This window comes from Endozoicomonas sp. Z74 (genome assembly GCF_057680865.1).
On the sequence record NZ_JBLYZI010000002.1, the window covers coordinates 82,165 to 102,619 of the forward strand.

15 protein-coding genes are annotated in these 20,455 nt (G+C 52.0%); 10 read left to right on the forward strand and 5 right to left on the reverse strand.

Annotation, left to right across the window (positions count from 1 at the left end; genetic code table 11):
• Nucleotides 1-27: 27 nt before the first annotated feature.
• Nucleotides 28-1,380, forward strand: coding sequence for a fumarylacetoacetase (gene fahA / locus ACNRUY_RS00795; RefSeq protein ID WP_488109732.1), 1,353 nt, complete (start codon nucleotides 28-30; stop codon nucleotides 1,378-1,380).
• Nucleotides 1,377-2,012, forward strand: coding sequence for a maleylacetoacetate isomerase (maiA, locus tag ACNRUY_RS00800; protein ID WP_488109733.1), 636 nt, complete (start codon nucleotides 1,377-1,379; stop codon nucleotides 2,010-2,012). The genes fahA and maiA overlap by 4 nt, the downstream gene beginning before the upstream one ends.
• A 194-nt stretch (nucleotides 2,013-2,206) precedes the next feature.
• On the opposite strand, the gene ACNRUY_RS00805 is transcribed toward maiA, so the two are convergent.
• Nucleotides 2,207-2,983, reverse strand: a complete 777-nt coding sequence (locus ACNRUY_RS00805; protein WP_488109734.1) for an alpha/beta fold hydrolase — start codon at nucleotides 2,981-2,983, stop codon at nucleotides 2,207-2,209.
• Nucleotides 2,984-3,134: 151 nt separating this feature from the next.
• Between ACNRUY_RS00805 and ACNRUY_RS00810 the strand changes: the two genes are divergently transcribed.
• On the forward strand, nucleotides 3,135-4,301 hold the full coding sequence (locus ACNRUY_RS00810) for a M20 family metallopeptidase (RefSeq protein WP_488109735.1): 1,167 nt from the start codon (nucleotides 3,135-3,137) through the stop codon (nucleotides 4,299-4,301).
• Nucleotides 4,302-4,350: 49 nt separating this feature from the next.
• Here ACNRUY_RS00810 and yccS read toward each other — a convergent pair whose 3' ends face one another.
• The gene (gene yccS / locus ACNRUY_RS00815; RefSeq protein WP_488109736.1) at nucleotides 4,351-6,546 is read right to left on the reverse strand and encodes a YccS family putative transporter; all 2,196 of its coding nucleotides are present in this window, start codon (nucleotides 6,544-6,546) and stop codon (nucleotides 4,351-4,353) included.
• 372 nt (nucleotides 6,547-6,918) lie between these two features.
• On the opposite strand from yccS, the gene ACNRUY_RS00820 reads away from it, so the two are divergent.
• The 4 genes from ACNRUY_RS00820 (at nucleotide 6,919) to ACNRUY_RS00835 (ending at nucleotide 12,539) form a co-directional block, all read left to right on the forward strand.
• Nucleotides 6,919-7,095, forward strand: a complete 177-nt coding sequence (locus tag ACNRUY_RS00820; protein WP_488109737.1) for a PA3496 family putative envelope integrity protein — start codon at nucleotides 6,919-6,921, stop codon at nucleotides 7,093-7,095.
• Between the two features lie 552 nt (nucleotides 7,096-7,647).
• Nucleotides 7,648-8,553 (forward strand): 30S ribosomal protein S6--L-glutamate ligase, encoded by a 906-nt coding sequence (gene rimK / locus ACNRUY_RS00825; RefSeq protein WP_488109738.1) that lies wholly within the window; start codon nucleotides 7,648-7,650, stop codon nucleotides 8,551-8,553.
• A gap of 58 nt (nucleotides 8,554-8,611) precedes the next feature.
• The gene (locus ACNRUY_RS00830; RefSeq protein WP_488109739.1) at nucleotides 8,612-9,667 is read left to right on the forward strand and encodes a succinylglutamate desuccinylase/aspartoacylase family protein; all 1,056 of its coding nucleotides are present in this window, start codon (nucleotides 8,612-8,614) and stop codon (nucleotides 9,665-9,667) included.
• Nucleotides 9,668-9,830: 163 nt separating this feature from the next.
• Nucleotides 9,831-12,539 (forward strand): inositol phosphate phosphatase SopB, encoded by a 2,709-nt coding sequence (locus ACNRUY_RS00835; protein ID WP_488109740.1) that lies wholly within the window; start codon nucleotides 9,831-9,833, stop codon nucleotides 12,537-12,539.
• Here ACNRUY_RS00835 and ACNRUY_RS00840 read toward each other — a convergent pair.
• A complete protein-coding gene (locus ACNRUY_RS00840) occupies nucleotides 12,536-13,369 on the reverse strand; it encodes a thymidylate synthase (protein ID WP_488109741.1) in 834 nt (277 codons plus the stop codon). The two genes, ACNRUY_RS00835 and ACNRUY_RS00840, sit on opposite strands and share 4 nt — an antisense overlap.
• A complete protein-coding gene (gene lgt, locus ACNRUY_RS00845; RefSeq protein WP_488109742.1) occupies nucleotides 13,366-14,214 on the reverse strand; it encodes a prolipoprotein diacylglyceryl transferase in 849 nt (282 codons plus the stop codon). Before lgt ends, ACNRUY_RS00840 begins: the two co-directional genes overlap by 4 nt.
• Nucleotides 14,215-14,464: 250 nt before the next feature.
• Here lgt and ACNRUY_RS00850 point away from each other — a divergent pair, with 250 nt between their 5' ends.
• Nucleotides 14,465-16,177, forward strand: coding sequence for a ShET2/EspL2 family type III secretion system effector toxin (locus ACNRUY_RS00850; protein WP_488109743.1), 1,713 nt, complete (start codon nucleotides 14,465-14,467; stop codon nucleotides 16,175-16,177).
• A 21-nt stretch (nucleotides 16,178-16,198) separates the two neighbouring features.
• Here ACNRUY_RS00850 and ACNRUY_RS00855 read toward each other — a convergent pair whose 3' ends face one another.
• On the reverse strand, nucleotides 16,199-16,984 hold the full coding sequence (locus tag ACNRUY_RS00855; RefSeq protein ID WP_488109744.1) for a sulfite exporter TauE/SafE family protein: 786 nt from the start codon (nucleotides 16,982-16,984) through the stop codon (nucleotides 16,199-16,201).
• Nucleotides 16,985-17,083: 99 nt separating this feature from the next.
• Here ACNRUY_RS00855 and ACNRUY_RS00860 point away from each other — a divergent pair, with 99 nt between their 5' ends.
• Complete coding sequence (locus tag ACNRUY_RS00860) at nucleotides 17,084-17,974, forward strand: lysophospholipid acyltransferase family protein (RefSeq protein ID WP_488109745.1); 891 nt, start codon at nucleotides 17,084-17,086, stop codon at nucleotides 17,972-17,974.
• Nucleotides 17,975-18,371: 397 nt separating this feature from the next.
• Nucleotides 18,372-20,294: a PrkA family serine protein kinase gene (locus ACNRUY_RS00865; protein ID WP_488109746.1), complete on the forward strand. Its 1,923-nt coding sequence runs from the start codon at nucleotides 18,372-18,374 to the stop codon at nucleotides 20,292-20,294.
• Nucleotides 20,295-20,455 lie beyond the last annotated feature (161 nt).

Below are 20,455 nucleotides of genomic sequence, written 5' to 3' on the forward strand. Positions count from 1 at the left end.
GCGATTAAAACAGGAGCGTTTGGAACCATGTTATCTCTCAATGAAACACACGACGCCAGCCTTACCTCCTGGCTGGAGTCTGCCAACCGGAAAGCGTGTGACTTCCCCATACAGAACCTGCCGTTTGCTGTCTTCAAACGCAGGAACCGCAATGAACCGTTCCGAGGAGGAGTGGCCATTGGCGATCAGGTTGTTGACCTCTGCGCCATACGCGATTCGGAGTTAATCGCAAGCTCTCTATTTATAAAAGCCGCTGCCGAGGCTCTGGAAGCGTGTTGTGAAACTACCCTGAACCGCTTCATGGGGCTCGGTTTTCATCACTGGTCAGCGCTTCGTCTGGCCCTGTCCAGAGCCCTGCGCTCCGGGGCTGAAGAAGAGAAAATACTTCGCAGCTGCCTTATCCCTCTCAATGATATTGAGTATTCACTGCCCTGCCGGATTGGTGATTACACCGACTTCTACACCTCCATTCATCACGCCACCAGCGTTGGCTCACTGTTTCGTCCGGACAACCCGCTGCTGCCCAACTATAAATGGGTTCCCATCGGCTATCATGGCCGGTCGTCGTCCATTCAGGTATCCGGCCACCGCTTTCACCGGCCCATGGGACAGACCAAAGCCCCGGATGTAGACCGGCCCTTTTTTGGTCCCTGCAAAAGACTGGATTACGAACTGGAAATGGGGATTTTTATTGGCACCGGCAATGCCTCCGGCTCTCCAATCCCCATGGATCAGGCGGACCAGCACGTGTTTGGCCTTTGCCTGTTTAACGACTGGTCTGCCAGGGATATCCAGGCCTGGGAGTATCAACCCCTGGGACCTTTCCTGTCGAAAAGCTTCGCTTCAACGGTGTCTCCCTGGATTGTTACCCTGGAAGCCCTGGCCCCCTATCGAACCGCTTTTAACCGCCCGGAAGACGACCCGCAGCCCCTGCCCTACCTGGAGTCCTCAAACAACCGGCAACAGGGCGCCCTGGACATCCAGCTGTCCGCCCACCTGTTAACTGAAACCATGGGGAAGCAGGGAAAAGCACCCGCTCAACTATCCCAGTCCAGTTTCCGGCACTCGTACTGGACCATAAGTCAGATGGTGGCCCACCACACCGTCAATGGCTGTAACCTTCAGCCGGGAGATCTGTTTGGCAGCGGCACCCAGTCCGGGCCTTTAGCGGAAGAAGCCGGCTCTTTGCTGGAGCTATCCGCGGGAGGGAAACAGGCGATTTCCCTGGATAATGGCGAAACACGCACCTTCCTGGAAGACGGCGATACCGTCACGTTCAAAGGATGGTGTGAAAAAGCGGGTCATGCCCGAATTGGTTTTGGTGAAGTCCGCGCGACGGTCCTGCCTGCTCTTGATAGCCCGGAGAGTAGCACCCCATGAAACCCGTCAGCCTCTACTCCTATTTTCGCTCTTCGGCAGCCTACCGGGTTCGTATCGCCATGAACCTGAAGGGTATCCATTACCAGCAACGCCCTGTCAATCTGTTACAGAGTGAGCAGCAGTCAGACACCTACAAGACCAAAAACCCCCAGGGGCTGGTGCCTGCCCTGGAGACTGAACAGGGCATACTGACCCAGTCACTGGCAATAATGGAATGGCTGGAAGAAACCTGCCCAGAGCCTTCTATCATTCCCGGCGACAGCTGGCAGAAAGCCCGGCTTCGAAGTCTGGCCTTTCAGGTCAGCTGTGATATCCACCCGGTCAACAACCTCAGGGTTCTGAAGTATCTGGAAACAGAATCTGGTATGGACAAGGACGCCAGAAACACCTGGTACCGCCACTGGATTGAACTGGGCTTTTCAGCCTTGGAACAGCAGCTTGATGAACAGCGGTTCTGCTGTTCCCCACAGCCCAGTATTGCCGACATCTGTCTGGTTCCCCAGGTATTCAATGCACTTCGGTTTGAGGTAGATATGACCGCCTATCCGCGCATCCGGGCGATATACCAGCACTGTAATAGTCTGCAGCCATTCATAGACGCAGCTCCGGAAAACCAGCCCGATGTGGTCTAGTGCAAGACAACACTGGTACCCAAACACTCTCTCTGTGATGGCGGGGCTCCGATCGCTTCTGTGTCTTTTTCAGTTGCGCTTCACTACGTTCAGCTGCAACCTACGTTTAGAAACAACTTCAGGAATGCAGTAGGTTGCTGCTGAGCACAACGAAGCGCAACAAAAGCCGTGCTTTTCTCTTACGCTTTCCTGCACTAAGCCAGAAACCGGTGCAACATACGGATCACCAGCTCCGGTTTCTGGGCATGAAGCCAGTGACCGGCCCCCGGTACTACTTTGACACTGGCTGCCGGAAATAAAGCCAGCACAGACTCACGGTGTTCCGGCTGAATGTAATCGGACTCTCCCCCTTTGATAAACAGGGTTTTGCCATTAAAACCGGTGGCAGAACTCTGAGCTACTATCACCTGACCCATCACCTCATCATAGTGCTGAACAATGGTGCCCAGGTTCATCCGCCAGGCATACCCCCCCTGCTCATTCCGGTAGAGGTTTTTCAGGAGAAACTGCCGTATATCCGGTTCCGGAGCATAGGCCTGAAGGTGTCTTTCTGCTTCTGAACGGCTACTGATGCCTGATAAATCCAGAGAGGACAGCCCTTCCAGGATCCGGTCATGACGACGTTCCTGATAGGCGACCGGGGCAATATCAATCACGGCCAACCGCTGGATACGCTCCGGAGCCATCAGCGCCAGGGTCATGGCTACCTTCCCGCCCATGGAGTGCCCTACCAGACTCACCTTATCCAGCTGATGATCATCCATGTACTCAAGCACATCTAAGGCCATGGCCTCATAATTCATCACGGAATCATGGGGGGAACGTCCATGGTTTCGAACATCCAGCCCATGAACACAGAACCGTTCCGACAGTCCGCGATTGATCATCCCAAGGTTTTCCTGGGAACCAAACAGACCATGAAGACTGACGACATCCGCCCCCTGCCCCTGTCGCCTTGCATAAAGTTTCATTGAGACACCCTGACAGCTTTTAATCTGTAATCAGTAATCGGAAATTACTGATCCGCATTTCTACTTAATGACCAACACAATCGTACCAAGTTTTGATACAAATGCTCTCAGCGAACAAAGAACACTCAATCAACCCAATGTTGTATTTTTCATGACAAACATGACAGAACAAAACCCTTCACACCCATTCGACCTCGAACAGTACCTGGCTGAACTCAAGCCCCTGATCAATGTTGACTGCGGCACCTGGACACCCGCCGGAGTTCACCAGATTGCCGACCTGATGACCGAAAAATACCAGAGCCTTGGCTGGCAGGTAGAGCGCCACGATCTGGGCGAAAAAGTGGGACCCGGACTTCTGGCCACCAACAAACCCGAAGCGGAAGAATACGATATTCTGCTGATCGGTCATATGGACACCGTATTCCCGGAAGGCACCATCGCCGAATGGTCCTTCAGCCAGGACGGTGAAAAAGCCTACGGTCCCGGTGTGGCCGATATGAAATCCGGCCTCCTGAACATGTTCAAGGCCATCAGCCTGCTGCCTGAAGATGTTGCTGACCGCCTGCGCATCTGCGTCTGCATGAACCCCGACGAAGAAGTGGGCTCTATCTATTCCGGTGAATGGCTGAAAAGTGTCGCCCAAAAGAGCCGCTTCGTTCTGGTGGGAGAAGCTGCCCGTGCCGACGGTTCTCTGGTCAAGGCCCGTAAAGGCATGGCCTCTTACAAAATTGAATTCCGGGGCAAAGCGGCCCACGCCGGTAACGAGCCTGAAAAAGGGATTTCCGCCATTACCGAACTGGCTCACTGGATTCAAACCCTGAACCGGGAAACCAACTTTGAAACCGGCACCACCCTCAACTTCGGTGTCGTTGAAGGCGGCTCTGCCGGTAACGTGGTACCGGATTATGCGTCAACGGTTCTGGATATCCGTTTCTGGGATAATGACGATTACGCCCTCCTGGAAAAGAAAATTGCCGAACTCCAGGAAAACCCAAGCCTGAAAGGCATTGAGATCGGCCTGTCCCGGGATGCCTACAAACCCGCTTTCACTCCCAATGAAGGCAGTGAAAAGCTGATGGCGCTGATTGAAAAGAGCGGACAGGATATGGGACTGCCCATCACCTGGCAGGCCGTAGGCGGTGGTTCTGATGCCAACCTGACCGGTTCTCTGGGTATTCCCACCGTTGACGGCCTGGGTCCCATTGGCGGTGGCATGCACAGCCGCAATGAGTTCCTGGTGCTGGACTCCATCGGCCCAAGGCTCCAGCTGCTGAGAAACGTTCTGATTAACCTTTCAGAACAACTGGCCGGTTAATCCGTGCTGAAGGCTGCGATCTGGTCGCAGCCTTTCTTCACCCCGCTGCTTATTGCCCCACCTTTGCCTGACTCGCTCCGTTAAACTTTGGCTCAAGCGTAACCGCAAGAGCGTGAAGCTCCGGCAACATAATATGGATCAGATGCAACTGCTGAAGAATCATTCGGACCGGCAGACTCTCTTCTTCATGCCAATGCCCCAGCTTATCCTCTAAAACCAGGTCAGAGACCTGATCTGTATCCTGGCGTCCTCCGGTGAGCTGCCCTTCCAGAATCAACAGGTGACCATCAATCAGCTGATAGACCTCATTAACCAGCTGTCGTGCATCAGGGGTTGCCAGCTTTGACCGGTGAGCCCCCAGTGCCGAGATATAGCTCAGCATCGCATGGCTCAGGGTAAGAAACCGGAAACACTCATCGCTGGCCACCTGAAACCGCTCTGGCTCCGACAGCATATTACTGATACCGGTATGGAGGCGGGCATCGGTGTTATGGGCACTCCGGCGGGCAATTCGATAGGCCAGATGATCATGCTTGCCCTTCTGGTACTGACCGATAATCTGGGCCAGGTATTCCCGGTTACTGCCAATGGCGGAAGCCATGATGCGGTTCAGTCGCCTGGACTCCCAGTCGGGCAGAATAAAACTGACCGCTATCACCGCCAGCAGGCAACCCAGCAGGGTATCCCCAAGGCGGGGCAGAATGACGGCAAATCCCTGACCCAGCTGATTAAAGCAGAACAGAACCAGCAGTGTGATACAGGCAGTGGCCACATCATAACGCACGGTTCTGAAGGCGAAGAACAGCACCCCGGCCAGAACCATCAGCACCAACTGTCCCTCCTGGCCCGGAAAAAGATACAGAAGAGGCATTCCCAGCAACAGTCCCCCAAGGGTTCCCAGGACTCTCTGGGTCAGTTTCTGACGGGTAGCGCTGTAATTGGGCTGGCAAACAAACAAGGTGGTCAACAGAATCCAGTATCCACGTTCCATATGCAGGAATTGAATGATCCCGTAACCGGCGGTCAGGGCGATGGAAAGACGAATTGCATGTCGAAACAGCAGGCTGTCCCGGTGACACTCTCCCCGTATCCTCCGGAGCATTGCCCTGATCCCCCGGGGCTCAAAATCCGCCAGCTCCTCTTCTTCACTCTTTTGACCAGGCTCAGGATTGCCCACTGTCGACATCTGCAGCTCAACCGTCGCCAGGTTATTAAACAAATAATCCAGCTGAATCAACAGGGAACGCCACTGAGGGTTCGGCTGAGCCTCCTGCAGGCTTTTCAAATGGTCAAGGGAATGCTGAAGCTCGTCCAATACCCAGGCGCTCTCTTTGCCATGGTGGTATTGCTTTCCCATAGCCAGTGCCCGGGCAATGTGCCGACAATCTCGGGCCTGGGCCATTAACACCCGCTGAAAACGAAACAGAATATCACTGCGGCCGAAAGTACTGGCCAGATCCTGATAACGATAGTGGGAAGAGCTGACCCGCTCATGGATATCCTGGGCCAGAAAATACGTCTGCAACAATGCCTGCTGCCGGGAGGAGTGATGCCTTCTGACCCGGCTCAACAAGGTTGCCTTGGCAGCGTTCAGGGCGGCCACCAGCCGGGCATTTTTCCCGGCCGCCACTAACCTCATGGGCTGGGGATCCATGTTCGAGACAGGCACAAATAACTGACTCTTGCTTTCCAGGTAAGCGGCCAGTTCGGTGAACACACCGGCAAGACCCTGCTGAACCGGTCGATTGGGCCAGAGAATATGCCAGACCAGCGACAACAGGCCATACCAGAGTGCCCCTGATAAAAGCAGCGTTGGCTGATACCAGAGGTTGGGGCTGTTATGGGCTCCCAGCATGGTATAAACCGCCAGCAGCAAAGAGGCAAAAGCAATGCTGGCATAACGGGTACCCATGGCCCCCAGCATGATGAAGCCAAACGTCGAAGTGAACAGTCCAATGGCAAACAGAGGTGGCCAGTCAAACAGCAGCTCAATGGATACAGATGCCAGCAGAAAGCACAGCAACATCATCACCAGGGACTTGAGCTTGCCGGTCAGATTGTCATCCACTTCTGCCAAGGCAGCGGCAATAATACCCAGCACCAGCGGCGTGATCTCATGGTTGGCTCCCCAATACCAGGCAGGCAGGGTAACCCCCGCCAGGGCAATCAGAACCCTGACACTGTTATGAATTCGATCATTGGCCCAGTAACTTCGAAGCCGGTAACGCAGGTGGCTGGCTGACATATCTGAGGAATCTGTATCAAGAAGTGCAAGAAAAGAGCGACTATCCATTAGCCCCGGCAGTGAGGATACCCAAAACAGCCTCTGGCCTGAATAGGGGTCTGCCCAGCCTCAGAAAAAAACGCTGAAAACGGTCATCAAAACAAAAAACTCAGAACCACAGAAAAGCAGAAGGCTTCAGAAACGATCACTGAACTCCAGTGTTCTCAGCGCATTACTCTTTTTTTCATTGCTCCCGATTTTTTTTGTTGACTCAAAAAAGCTTTTGCCAGAAATTAGCGCGCAATGCCGGATCAAAAACAGTGAAGCTTGATTGGCTGCATTGAAATCCAGGCAGTTTGCTATTGTCTTAACCGACATTCAGAGCAGGCAAAGATGGAAGACTATATTGATTTCGAAGCAGAATTCGAAAAATCCGCCAGAGTAAAAAAACAGCAGCGCTCCCGTGCCGCATCCCTTGAAAGAAAAAGAGCCAGGGCTGAGCTTTATCTGGAGCAGCGTAATTTAAGAAAACTACTTGACGACAACACTCTTGTATTGGACCACTGGTAGTAACACAAGTAGATGCATCGTTTATTCATCGGCTTGCCAAACAATCATTTTACGGCAAGCCATTGTTAAATCGACACCGGGTTCTAACTGACTTGAATCACTGTAGAGTAAAAAAACCGGTGCATTCAACAGAAACGATTACTTTAATACCCTGAGGCCCGTTTTTGGTTTCCATTCCGGGAATTAAAACACGGGCCCTCTTAATCCCTTTTTTCTAAAGCATCAGCGTTCATAGCCTGGACGCAGGATAAGGAAGGTGCGATTAAGTCCTGTGCGTGCTCTGCAAGCTAAACAGCCTGCAGATACAATACCCATAGGGCACAAGGGCGAAGTTTGCAGTTAATGGCCGTAACCCTTAACAAAAACTTCAACACAGTAGATGCAGGCTGTTTAGCTTGCCCTTCGGGGCCTCCAGGGCGAACCAGACTCTTCGTCAGCCTTTTTTGACAGGTCCCGACCTGCCTGCAAAAGGCTTTCTCGATTCTGGTTCGCCCTGGCAGGCCAGAGTGCCGCAGGACTTATTCTCACCTTCCATACCCCGGAGTTTTACCCATGCGAATAGCCCTGCTGTCCCGCAATGAGCGCTTATACTCATCACGCCGTATTATTGAGGCGGCAGAATCCCGAGGCCATACCATCGATGTGATTGATATTTTAAGCTGCTATATGAATATCAATGACCAGAACCCCAGCATTCATATGAAAGGGATTGAACTGCCCCGCTATGATGCGGTTATTCCCCGAATCGGGGCATCCAACACTTTTTATGGAACGGCAGTACTTCGTCAATTTGAAATGATGAACTGTTACTCCCTGAACGAATCCCTGGCAATTGCCCGCTCCCGGGATAAGCTGCGCTCCATGCAACTGCTGTCCCGAAGAGGTGTTGGCCTGCCCATTACCGGTTTCGCCAGTGGCCCGGGAGACATACCCGACCTGATTGACCTGGTGGGGGGAGCCCCCCTGGTCATCAAGCTTCTTGAGGGCACCCAGGGCATCGGGGTGGTTCTGGCCGAAACCCGAAAGGCCGCAGAAAGTGTGCTGGAAGCCTTTATGGGGTTAAAGGCCAATATCATGGTTCAGGAATACATCCGGGAGGCGGGTGGTGCCGATATCCGCTGCTTTGTTATTGGAGATCGGGTCATCGCGGCGATGAAACGGCAGGCTCCGGAAGGAGAGTTTCGCTCCAACATCCACCGTGGCGGCAGTGCCAGCCTCGTTAAATTAACCCGGGATGAGAGAACCACTGCCGTCAAGGCGGCAAAAGCCATGGGGCTCAGGCTGGCTGGGGTGGATATTCTCAGGTCAGACCGTGGCCCCCTGGTGATGGAAGTCAACTCTTCACCCGGCCTTGAAGGGATTGAGAGCGCCACAGCCAACGATGTAGCCAATTGCATTATTGAATTCGTAGAAAAAAACCACTGTCGTTCAAACAGACATTCACGCACTCAGGGTTAAGTACCCTCCATAATCAAAATCATACCCTGCCAGAAATACGCCAGGGCGAGACACACCAATGGCAAAAGCAGAATCCATCGAGTTACTTGGGCAGACCATCGAACCGGGTACCCGTAGACACCTCTCTATCCCCGTGGTCCGGCTCTACACGGACACCCCCATTGACCTGAGAATGGAGGTCATCCACGGAAAACAGCAGGGTCCGTGCTTGCTGGTCACTGCCGCCATACACGGCGATGAACTGAATGGCGTAGAGATCTGCAGGCAGCTGCTTGGCCACCGACATCTTGCAAAAATACAGGGAACGTTAATTGTCATTCCAGTGGTGAACCAGCTGGGCTTTATCCATCAGATCCGCTACCTCCCCGACCGGCGCGACCTGAACCGTTGTTTCCCGGGCTCCAGCAAAGGATCACTGGGCGGCAGACTGGCCGAGAGGATTACCTCTCATCTCCTACCCAAGGTTGACTTTGCCATAGACCTCCACACCGGAGCCATTCACCGAACCAACCTGCCACAACTGAGAACCGACCTGAGCAATGGCTATTGCCTGGCCATGGCCAGGGCATTCGGTGTTCCGGTTATTCTGAACTCAGCCCTGAGGGACGGTTCCTTCCGCCATGCGGCCCATGAGCAGGGAATCCCCACGCTGGTGTACGAAGCCGGGGAAGCCCTGCGACTGGATCAGGCCTCCATCCGGCTGGGCCTGAAAGGAATCTTTCGAGTCATGCGCCATTTGAAAATGCTGCCCGGCCGCTCGCAGAAACCGCCCCTGATCTCCCCCTGGGAATGCAACCAGAGCCGCTGGTTACGAAGCAGCGGTAACGGGGTTGTCCTTCTTCATACCCAGTCAGGCCAGAGGGTCACCAAGGACACGCTGTTGATCAGCATCGTCAACCCTTTCGATGCGTCAGATACCACCTGTATTTACGCTCCTTTTGATGGCGTGATTATCGGGCTGAACCAACTTCCTCTGGCCAATGAAGGGGATGCACTGATTCATCTGGCCAAAACCGATAGTAGACTTTCGTCGAATGAGTATGACCAGGAGGCAGTGCAGGAAAACCTTGAAATGGGAAATACCCTGCAGCCAATGCCTGATGCCCCTATATAACAAGCCGGTCACTATGCCTAACCAACTCGGTTTTCTGTATCGACTTTTATTGAAAAGGGCTATTACAATCAGGAAATCCAAAAATAACCGTCTCAATCAATACCGATTGGACCATTGACCAAACCAGGCAAGGATGCCTGACAAGCCAACAGGGAGGTTTAAGATGAAATTGACTATCCCATTTTTCAGTCCGTCTTCGACTTCCCGTTCTGAGGATCTGGAACCTCTGCTGCCAGATTCCCCTGAGAGCCTCTCTACACCCACCGGTATGTTTCATCAGAAACACTGCAGGGCTACGGAAGGGTCTTCATTCGTTCGAACCGTTCGAACGGTACTGAGGGCCATTGCCTCAACTCCGGCATGGCTGTTTCAAAAAATAGTGTCTGCCGGTCAATCCATTTACGACAGAATTGTACGAAGTTTCTCACCGACCCGCCGCTACAGCCCACCTGCACCAAACACGGAGCCAGCAGGACCCGCTCAATTGGCTGCAGATCGCCATGTTCAAACCACCACCGCACCAACGCACAATCCAGCCGAACAGAGCTGGATAGACAAAAAAAACAGCGGACAACTGCGCCTGGCGATTCCAAAGCCTCCTCAGGTGCAGGCCAATCCTGGAGAAAGAAAATTACCCATTCCAATCAACATTGAACCGTTAGCTCCACAGGCTCCAGACAGCGGTATTGACAGTAATTCCACCAGCGCCTCTAGAGCAGAGAGTGATGTAACAGCCTTGAAAGATGTGCATCTTGATTTCCCTGAGCCCATCCCACCGGGCTCCGATTCTTCAGACGGTGGATATGACAGCCCTCTGCCTGACAAACAAATTGATATTACTCCCCTGGAAAACAGTGAGGATGAACTGGAGGATTTCCATGACGATCTTCTGAAAGCACCTGAAGAGACGTCCATGCAGAATGACCATTCAATCATGCTGAAAAGTAAGGTTCCGATTTTTCTGCCTCCATCCCCCCCTGTTGATGAAGTCGAAATAGACAGTGTGCAAGCTTCAATGAGTCAATGCCAAAGTGACCTGAAAGCCCTTATTGAACACATACAAATGAAGTTTCTGTCAGAAGGCTCTGATAAACAGACTGTTCAACCACACTTGGCACTATTTGAAGCCAAAAAACTGAAAAAACTCCGCTCGTATTTTAAAGAGCAGATATCCGATGATCCGCGTTATGACCCATTACGGCAGGCAATGGCCCGACTTGAGGCTGACTTCAAGGGTCTCAATGACTATATTGATACCGCAGTTCTGCATGACTTCAGAAGCCCGTCAAACTACTTAAAACAGGTCGATCTCCACCAGAAAGTTGCGGATAAACTGCCTGACAGTTTCAAGGGGAAACAACAAGCCATGGAGGTCATTCAGAAATACCGTGATATTCCCTCAACAAACGGTAGCACTGATGGCTGTGTGCAAAATGCCGTCGCCCTTTTAATCAAACTGCAAAATAAACTCAGGAAAATCGGGCAGAAGAACGGCCTGTCCGGCGAGGCATTTGATCAGCGGCTTATTGATGAACTTTCCAAAGACAGCAGTAGCTTTGCCAGCGAACTTTATGTTTATAAAGAAGATGGCTGGCATAAAGTGCGCTTCACTTACACTCCGGCCGCCGATATGCGTTTCCATGGTCCGTCCCCGGATGCTTCAATGAACGACAGAGATCCCTTTAAACATTCCTATGGGGGAACCTTTCAGCCCTCAATGCTCAGAGATACAAAGCATGCTGTGAATATGCTGGGGTATACCATGGAAGTGGATGATGAAGTGGTCACCCGGCGTATCAGGGTGGGATGCCCGCTGGCCTATAAAGCGAAAGGGGAAGAACAGACCGTCCAGACCAATGACCGTCTGGATGAAATCCTGACCGCCACTCTGGTTCACTGCCAACCAGAATCGTTGAAGCAGGCTGCCACAGACCCTGATCATGTGATCGAGCTTGACCTGGCCTATCTTAACCTGATGAGCCCTGACCATTTGCGAGACGGCCTGCTGGCAAAACTGATGGATCAGGATAATGAAAAAGAATGGGTGAAAAAACTGGATGATTACCTGGATTCAATGATCAACACGCCCAGGGAATTGACCATCACACAATCTAATGGACAGCCCCTGACCGTGAAGGTCAAAGCCAACCCGCTGATGTTTGTCCTGCCCTGCAATATGCTGGCTCTTAAACCCTGGCTGGCCAGGCACGCCAACACCTGGAAGAGCGTTATGACCATCAACAGGAAGGCCCTGACCCGGCTTGTGGGAAGCTCCGGCAGCCATCAGGGCATGCTGGGGGAGAAACTGCCCGGTTTATCGACCGATGAACAGACCAGTGCCCGGAAGCTGGCCGATGAACTCTGGGAAATGGTGAACAGCGGCCTGCAAAAAGCCTCCATGGAAAAAGGTCCCTTCGAATTCTCCATGAAGCTGAAAGCCCTGCTTCGACTCCTCAAGATGCCGGAGTTTACTGGGTGTAAAAGCAATAAGGACCGCACCGGAATCTCCGAAGCTCATGACCAGGCAGCCCTCTTGGGGGGAGGCCCCCTTATGGTCGAGCACTGTCTGGTATTTGGTGGCCATATGATGGTTCAAATGAGAAACACTGGCCTCCCAGGATACCGCCTGGACAGCACCCCCGGAGCCCGGCTGAACAAACAGTGTTACCAGGCCATCCAGCGTTCCGAAAACTTCACCTGCCCCAGGCAGCAGGAGAATCTGAAGCCTGAGTGGTTCAGTTCAGTTCACCTTCCCCACGCAAAGCCCTGCCAGGCACCTATAGTGCCTCGCTGTGCTCCGCAACAACCTGCACCATTCCAGAAACATTTTATGGAATGGAGCCGGTTGCCAATGTACACGGGTTGCTGCTAAACCGATACCGCTGCCTTGATATGAGGATGAGCTTCGTAGTTCACCAGCTCAAAATCATCAATGGTGAAGTCAAAGAGGCTGTCAATGGCCGGATTCAGCTTCATCTGGGGCAACGGGAAAGGCTTTCTGCCCAGTTGTTCCTCAGCCTGTTCAAGATGGTTGGAGTAAAGGTGTGCATCTCCAAAGGTATGAACAAAATCACCGGGTTCAAGACCGCAGACCTGAGCAATCATCATAGTGAGCAGCGCATAAGAGGCAATATTGAAAGGAACCCCCAGAAATATATCCGCACTGCGCTGGTACAACTGGCAGGATAGCCGTCCATTAAGCACATAAAACTGGAACAGGCAGTGACAGGGAGGCAATGCCTGGCGCCCCATGGCCGCATTCTGTTTTGGAGAAAACGCCACATCAGGCAGGACAGTTGGGTTCCAGGCACTGATCACCATCCGCCTGGAGTCCGGATTGGTTTTGATTTCATTGAGCAGCCACTGAATCTGATCCACAACCTCTCCCCCAGGGGCCTCCCAGCTACGCCACTGCTTGCCATATACCGGACCGAGATCACCCTGCTCGGTTGCCCACTCGTCCCAGATTCGAACGCCATTTTCTTTCAGGTAACCAATATTGGTGTCCCCTTTCAGAAACCAGAGCAGCTCATGAATGATGGAGCGAAGGTGGCACTTCTTGGTGGTCACCAGGGGAAAACCGTCTGACAGATCAAAACGCATCTGGTAACCAAACACGCTGTAGGTGCCTGTCCCAGTCCGATCCGATTTGAACGTACCCTTATCCTTAACATGACGGAGCAGGTCCAGATATTGTTTCATCGTCTTTTCGATCCATACAGTTTCAACCAGGCCGCATCGTCAACATTGATACCGTTGTCGAGCGGGTTGTTGCGGTAAGCCCAGGCGATCATGCCGACGCCCAGAACAATCATTGGCAGGGACAGCAGTTGCCCCATGGTCAACCAGTCAAAGGCAATAAAGCCCAGCTGGCTGTCAGGCTGACGGACAAACTCCACCGCAAAACGGGCCAGACCGTAGACCAGCAAAAACAGTCCGGAAATGGCCATTCGCGGCCTGGGCTTTGAAGAAAACCACCATAAAACAGAGAACAGCACCACGCCTTCCAGAAAGAACTGATACAACTGGGACGGATGCCGGGGCAATCTGCTGGGGTCAGATGGGAACACCATTGCCCAGGGTACATCAGTCGCACGGCCCCACAGCTCTCCCCCAATAAAGTTGCCAATTCGCCCAAGCCCCAGCCCCAGAGGAACCAGGGGGGCAATAAAATCCGTTACCTGGAAAAAGTGTTTGCCGATTTTCCGTCCATAGAGCCACATGGCCACCAGAACCCCGAGCAAGCCGCCATGGAAAGACATCCCCCCATCCCAGACCTTGAACAGCCAGAGGGGATCCCTTAGAAAATAGTCAAAGTTATAAAACACCACGTAACCAAAGCGTCCCCCCAGGATTACCCCGACCGCACCGAAAAACACCAGATCACTGACCTGCTCAGGCTGCCAGAGGCCATTGGATTTTCTGGCCCGAACGCCTCCCAGCCACAGCGCCAGGGCAAAACCGGCCAGGTACATCAGGCCATACCAGTGGACACTCAGTGGCCCAAGGCTAAAGGCAATGGGGTCGATTTCCGGATAGGCGATCACAAATCTGTTCCCGTTCAATTCAAAATAATGAGGGGTGAGTCTACCAAGGTATCACAGCCAGCCACCAGTGCCAGAAATCCTGAAAATCAGCATTACCGCAGTCAGAGATACACAATGCCCTGGCTACGACTCGGTTTTCAAAGATTCTGGCAAAGTTCACACCCTGTTAGCCTGACTAACCCAAAGGTTATGAATCCCCCCTGTGCGCTTTGGCATAATACATCGAACTTCAAGGAAGAAGAGGCTCACTATGATAGAGAGCAGCCCGCACTATTATTGTGAAAAAATCAGAAAACTTCGTGAAGAAGGAAGACCTTTTGTCCAGAAAACAGCTAATAGCGATCTTGGTGCAAAACTGGGTCAATATACTGTTAACCTGCACAAAGTGGTGTCGTCTGTTATTCAATGGGGGCAAAGCTCTTTTTTTCCTGCTGACCTGACTCTCCCCCCCCCGTTAAAAGAAAGAGATATGTGCCTTTCATGTAACCCGGATACAATCCTCATTTACCATTCTCATGAATCACAAAAAGGGCTGAATTGCCGAGCCAAATTTAAACAAGGAACTCGTAAAAACCAAGAAATAACATGCGTAGACTGGTCTACCGCATTTCTAAAAAAGACAATAAGCACAAAAAAAGGAAAAGGGCAGGAGTCAATCAACTCCATAGAAAAAGTCGAAAATCACCCTGCGTTTGTAGATGATGAGTGGCATACACTCAGACAATCAAAGAAAACCAGAAAAGCAATATACTTCGACTTAAGTCACTTCACAGATGCACTAATTCATGTGTGCTCAACGACCTTTCGCCAGGCAGAAGGCAAAAAAAGACATGAAGCCTCCTATTTTTTCCTAAGTGACAATCACGCCATGGCAATGAGACTAATTATAAAAGATGATCTTGTTATCATTCTCTTCTACGATCCAAATGATACAACCCGACATAAAAGGATCGTTTGCAGAATTGAAAACATCCCCCATCTCAGTATTCATGACTTTCTGCCCCAGAAGCTTATTGACCTGTATTTTGATGACAAGAATCAATCTGCAGTCTTTGAACTCGCCGATTGGACAGATAAAGCCTCTGAAAGAGAAACAGTCCTGATTGGTGACCCTATGGGACTTTTCATTGCACTCTATGACGGAGTGCTTGAACAGGCTGAATGGAAGAGACGGGCCAAGTCTATCCTGGCCGATACGACTCTCCCAAACCAGATAAAACATGAAATACTCTCATCCAAGGACGCCACTGGATTACCAGGGCTATCAGCAGCAATGCTGGATAGCCACCCGGGGTCTATAAAAGAGTTTTGCAAACTGATTTTAAACAGTTCATTTTCCGAAGAAGAAAAAGTAAAACTTTTACTGTCACTGACTTCTGATGGCCATCCGGGGCTCTATTGTGCATTTGCACACGGTTGCCCAACGAGTATTCACACCTATTGCCACATCATTCTTGGCTGCTCTTTACCCCTACCCCTAAAAGTACGACTACTCTCTGCAGAAAACTTAGAGGGCACCGCTGGGTTCAACGCCGCCTTCAGTCATAATCAGCCAGATTCCATAAAGGTATTCTTCGATCTGATTCATCAAAGCAACCTTCCAGTGGAGCATAAGTTTGGGTTGCTAAATGCCAGTGACGGCGCCGGGGTTACTGGCTTACATACGGCCATGGAAAAAGGCCACCACAAAACGGTTAGTGTTTTCTGTGATGCGGTCCTTTCAAGCTCACTGCCGCTGCCCCAAAAAATGGCTCTATTGGCAGCCAGGGGAACAGAAAACAGAACCGGCTTGCAGGCTGCCCTGGATAAAGGTCAATCAAAAGTCGCAGACGTTTTCTGCCAGAAAGTACTCGCCAGCTCACTGCCAGAACAGTGCAAACTGGACCTGCTGAATGCCCGTGATCAACAAGGGTATGCCCCTGGACTCCATAAGGCCCTGGAGCAGGGCTGTGCTTTCGTGTAACCGCTTCTGACAGGCCTAAACTCACGAAAGCAAAAACTTGCTCCCCACCACCACCAGCAAAATTGCGAACAGCTTCTGAAGCTGCTCAGAAGGCAGCCGGTGGGCAAGCAAAGCCCCTAGCCGGGCAAACAGTACACTGGTCAGTACAATGCCAAAAAAGGCCGGCCAATAGACATACCCCGTCGCCAGGGCGGGCACCTGAGCATTGTCATAGCCAAGCACCATGTTGGCAGCGGTTCCCATCAGAGCTATGGGCAAACCACAGGCGGCAGAAGTCCCCACCGCCTGGGCCATGGGCAGGTGGCTGCGCCTTAAAAAAGGCACTGACAGGGTCCCGCCACCAATGCCAAAAATACTGGACACCCAGCCAATAACGCCCCCCGCAAAGACCATCACCGGCCGCCCAGGCATTGTTGAGCCTGCCCCCGATTGAAAACCAAACCACATTTTGGCCGCCACCGCTATGGCAAATACCCCGATCAAACGCTGCAGCACCTGGCCACTGAGCTGAATAGCGGTATACACTCCCAACAAGGAGCCCATCAGAATGCCCACCGTCAACATGGCAAAGACCGGCCAACACACTGCCCCCTTGCTGTGATGAGCGTTAATCGAACTTAATGAGGTGATCACAATGGTTGCCAGGGATGTGCCCACCGCCAGGTGAGTGAGGACCTCCGGAGAAAGTCCCTGCAACTCAAAACTGAAGATCAGCACCGGTACAATAATTAACCCACCTCCAATACCAAACAGACCCGCAAGCGTGCCGGCAAAAGCCCCAAGAATCAGGTATAGAAGGAAGGTCATTTCACTCTCTCAATTGATTTCAATGTTCAGGTCTTGTATTAAAAGTCCATAAGCTTTCCTGAATCACAAGAACAAACTCGGACAAAACAGGAGGCCAGGATGGCACCCAATCAAACCACCAACCACCGCATCAAAGCAACTCTGTCCATCGGTGTAATGCGCTTTTTGTCCATCTTACCAGAATGCCTGGTGCAAAAACTGGCCAGAGTGGGTGGGCGACTGGTTGACCGGAAGAAGGGAACCATCGCCCGTGCCGCGTTGAAGAAAGCGTTTCCAGAGCAACCGGATAACGTCCTGGACCAACTGGCTGAATCCGCCGCTCGAAATGGCCTGGATTACCTCCTGTCCATCCCCCGGCTCCATCGATGCCATTATCAACTCCACAACCTTGAGACCGTCCGGCAGATCCTGGCTGAAAACAGGGGGCTTCTGATTGCCGCCCCCCATATGGGGCCACCGGATATCGCCACACTGGCCCTGAGCAGGGAAGGGGTAGCGGTCTCTACGGTCATCGGGGCCGGTAAGCAAAAGCCCTGGCTCAATGCTGCAGGGCAGTGGCTGCTGGATCGAGTGGGCATACGCTTTATCCAGCGTGGAGACCCTGTTGCGGTCATGAAAACCCTGAGACGAAAAGAGGCCCTCTTTCTTCATTGTGATATGCGATCTGATGAGGCGCCTGTCCGCTTTTTTGGCATGGAGACCCGGGCGCCTGCCAGCCTGATCACCTCTGCCATGATGATGAACGTTCCAGTGCTCTTTCATTTTTGCACCCTTGAGAAAGGGGGCGAGGAGCAGAGGCCTGGGCAAAAACGACGGTGGCATTGCCACTTTGAACCCTTTCCCCTGGAACTGACCGGCAACAGAGAACGGGACATTCAGAGTAACCTGCAGCGCCTGTTCGACAGAATGGAAGCCGTGATACGACAAAATCCTGAATTGTGGATCTGGCACTATGATCGTTTTCAATTAAAGCATCTGGTCACCCAATAAGCGACAACGTTTTTTTACAACTCGACTGTACAAAAAACAGACCGAAATCGATTTGTTTTTATTTTCAGAAAGGCAGCAGAAGCGTTCTAAAATTACATTCGTTAGTAAACGACGGAGTTGTTAGATTTATCTATGAAAACGTTTTACCATGACAGGATACATTTATTTTCCACCCTTTCCCCTGCTACCTGTTTTTCGATTATTCCCTGTCAGATCAAGACGTTAATTTAGCCAATAAAAGTTATAGACTATCGGTTCCATTAGTTATATAACGTAAATGTACGTACATCGATATGGCCACTACCAGGTGTCGTCCAAAGAAATAAAAAGCTCCTGATAACCATAATTAAGCAGTACGCCTTCAAGACTTACCAGAACCAGGCGAGGAGAAGAATAAATGTCCATATTCGCACAATATCAGCAGAGGTATGAGTCCACTCAGCAGGAAGAGATGAGTCTTACTGAGTACCTGGAACTCTGCAAAAAAGACCCCGGGGCTTACGCCAATGCAGCTGAGCGGATGTTGACTGCTATTGGTGAGCCTGAAGTCGTTGATACCTCACGGGATCCCCGTTTGAGCCGGATTTTTTCCAACAAACTCATCAAGCAGTATCCGGCTTTCAAAGATTTCTATGGCATGGAAGAAGCCATTGAGCAGATCGTGTCGTATTTCAAGCATGCCTCCCAGGGATTAGAAGAAAAGAAACAGATCCTGTACCTGCTGGGCCCGGTGGGGGGCGGTAAGTCTTCACTGGCAGAAAAGCTCAAGCAGTTGATGGAGAAGGTGCCGTTCTATGCCATCAAGGGATCGCCTATCTTTGAGTCGCCCCTGGGCCTGTTCAACCCGGAAGAGGATGCCGATATCCTCCGGGAAGAGTATGGCATCCCCGGCCGCTACCTGAAGTACATTATGTCCCCCTGGGCGGTTAAGCGCCTGAATGAATTTGGTGGCGACATCTCCAAGTTCCGGGTGGTAAAACTCTATCCAAGCCAGCTGAATCAGGTGGCCATCGCCAAAACCGAACCCGGTGATGAAAATAACCAGGACATATCCAGCCTGGTGGGCAAGGTGGACATCCGTCAACTGGAGGAGTTCTCCCAGGACGATCCCGATGCATACAGTTTCTCGGGCGCTCTGTGCCGTGCCAACCAGGGCCTCATGGAGTTTGTGGAGATGTTCAAGGCCCCCATCAAGGTTCTGCACCCATTGCTGACCGCTACCCAGGAAGGTAACTACAACAGCACCGAAGGCCTGGGCGCCATTCCTTATGAAGGCATACTGCTGGCGCACTCTAACGAGTCCGAGTGGCAGACTTTCCGCAACAACAAAACCAACGAAGCGTTTATTGACCGGGTCAACATCGTCAAGGTGCCCTACTGCGTGCGGGTCAGTGAAGAGGTTCATATCTATGAGAAGCTTCTGGAAAACAGCTCTCTCAGGGATGCCCCCTGCGCACCAGACACCCTGAAAATGCTGGCCCAGTTCACCACCCTGTCAAGGATCAAGGAACCGGAAAACTCTGCCGTCTTTTCCAAGATGCGGGTGTACGACGGTGAAAATCTGAAAGATACCGACCCGAACGCCAAGCCCCTTCAGGAATACAAGGATATGGCCGGCGTGGATGAAGGCATGAACGGCCTTTCAACCCGTTTTGCCTTCAAGATCCTGTCCAAGGTCTTTAACTTTGATCCCTCTGAGGTAGCGGCCAACCCGGTACACCTGCTTTATGTTCTGGAACAGCAGATTGAGCAGCACCAGTTCCCGGAAGAGATTCAGGATCGTTACCTGTCGTTTATCAAAGAGTACCTGACGCCCAAGTACATTGAGTTCCTGGGCAAGGAAATCCAGACCGCCTATCTGGAATCCTACTCAGAGTACGGCCAGAACATCTTTGACCGGTACATCACCTACGCGGACTTCTGGATTCAGGATCAGGAGTACCGGGATCCGGATACCGGCCATATTCTCGACCGTTCCGCCCTCAGTGAAGAGCTGGAGAAAATCGAGAAACCAGCAGGCATTGCCAATCCCAAGGACTTCCGTAACGAAGTGGTGAACTTTGTACTGCGGGCCAGGGCCAATAATGACGGCAAGAATCCCAGCTGGTTGAGCTACGAAAAAATGCGCACCGTCATTGAGAAGAAGATGTTCTCCAACACGGAAGACCTGCTGCCGGTGATCTCCTTTAACGCCAAGGGCTCCCAGGACGACCAGCGCAAGCACGCTGACTTTGTCGACCGCATGGTGGCCCATGGCTATACCGAGAAACAGGTCCGCCTGCTGTCCGAGTGGTATATCCGGGTTCGCAAGTCTCAGTAACCCCTGGTACCAACCCACTCCTCATGAGTGCAGAACCGGCCTTGTGAGGAGGGGACGACCCAGATGACTCCTGTCGTTCAATAGGCAGGAGCTTTAAGCTCGATAAAGGGCCTTCAACTCTGACAAGAGCCTTCAGCTCTCTAAAGAGCCTTTACCACCGG

What these genes read in the sequence shown, in the direction of transcription:
- fahA (WP_488109732.1), top strand. Translation starts at nt 28, where the DNA reads ATGTTATCTCTCAATGAAACACACGACGCCAGCCTTACCTCCTGGCTG.
- maiA (WP_488109733.1), top strand. Translation starts at nt 1,377, where the DNA reads ATGAAACCCGTCAGCCTCTACTCCTATTTTCGCTCTTCGGCAGCCTAC.
- ACNRUY_RS00805 (WP_488109734.1), bottom strand. Translation starts at nt 2,983, where the DNA reads ATGAAACTTTATGCAAGGCGACAGGGGCAGGGGGCGGATGTCGTCAGT.
- ACNRUY_RS00810 (WP_488109735.1), top strand. Translation starts at nt 3,135, where the DNA reads ATGACAAACATGACAGAACAAAACCCTTCACACCCATTCGACCTCGAA.
- yccS (WP_488109736.1), bottom strand. Translation starts at nt 6,546, where the DNA reads ATGTCAGCCAGCCACCTGCGTTACCGGCTTCGAAGTTACTGGGCCAAT.
- ACNRUY_RS00820 (WP_488109737.1), top strand. Translation starts at nt 6,919, where the DNA reads ATGGAAGACTATATTGATTTCGAAGCAGAATTCGAAAAATCCGCCAGA.
- rimK (WP_488109738.1), top strand. Translation starts at nt 7,648, where the DNA reads ATGCGAATAGCCCTGCTGTCCCGCAATGAGCGCTTATACTCATCACGC.
- ACNRUY_RS00830 (WP_488109739.1), top strand. Translation starts at nt 8,612, where the DNA reads ATGGCAAAAGCAGAATCCATCGAGTTACTTGGGCAGACCATCGAACCG.
- ACNRUY_RS00835 (WP_488109740.1), top strand. Translation starts at nt 9,831, where the DNA reads ATGAAATTGACTATCCCATTTTTCAGTCCGTCTTCGACTTCCCGTTCT.
- ACNRUY_RS00840 (WP_488109741.1), bottom strand. Translation starts at nt 13,369, where the DNA reads ATGAAACAATATCTGGACCTGCTCCGTCATGTTAAGGATAAGGGTACG.
- ACNRUY_RS00850 (WP_488109743.1), top strand. Translation starts at nt 14,465, where the DNA reads ATGATAGAGAGCAGCCCGCACTATTATTGTGAAAAAATCAGAAAACTT.
- ACNRUY_RS00855 (WP_488109744.1), bottom strand. Translation starts at nt 16,984, where the DNA reads ATGACCTTCCTTCTATACCTGATTCTTGGGGCTTTTGCCGGCACGCTT.
- ACNRUY_RS00860 (WP_488109745.1), top strand. Translation starts at nt 17,084, where the DNA reads ATGGCACCCAATCAAACCACCAACCACCGCATCAAAGCAACTCTGTCC.
- ACNRUY_RS00865 (WP_488109746.1), top strand. Translation starts at nt 18,372, where the DNA reads ATGTCCATATTCGCACAATATCAGCAGAGGTATGAGTCCACTCAGCAG.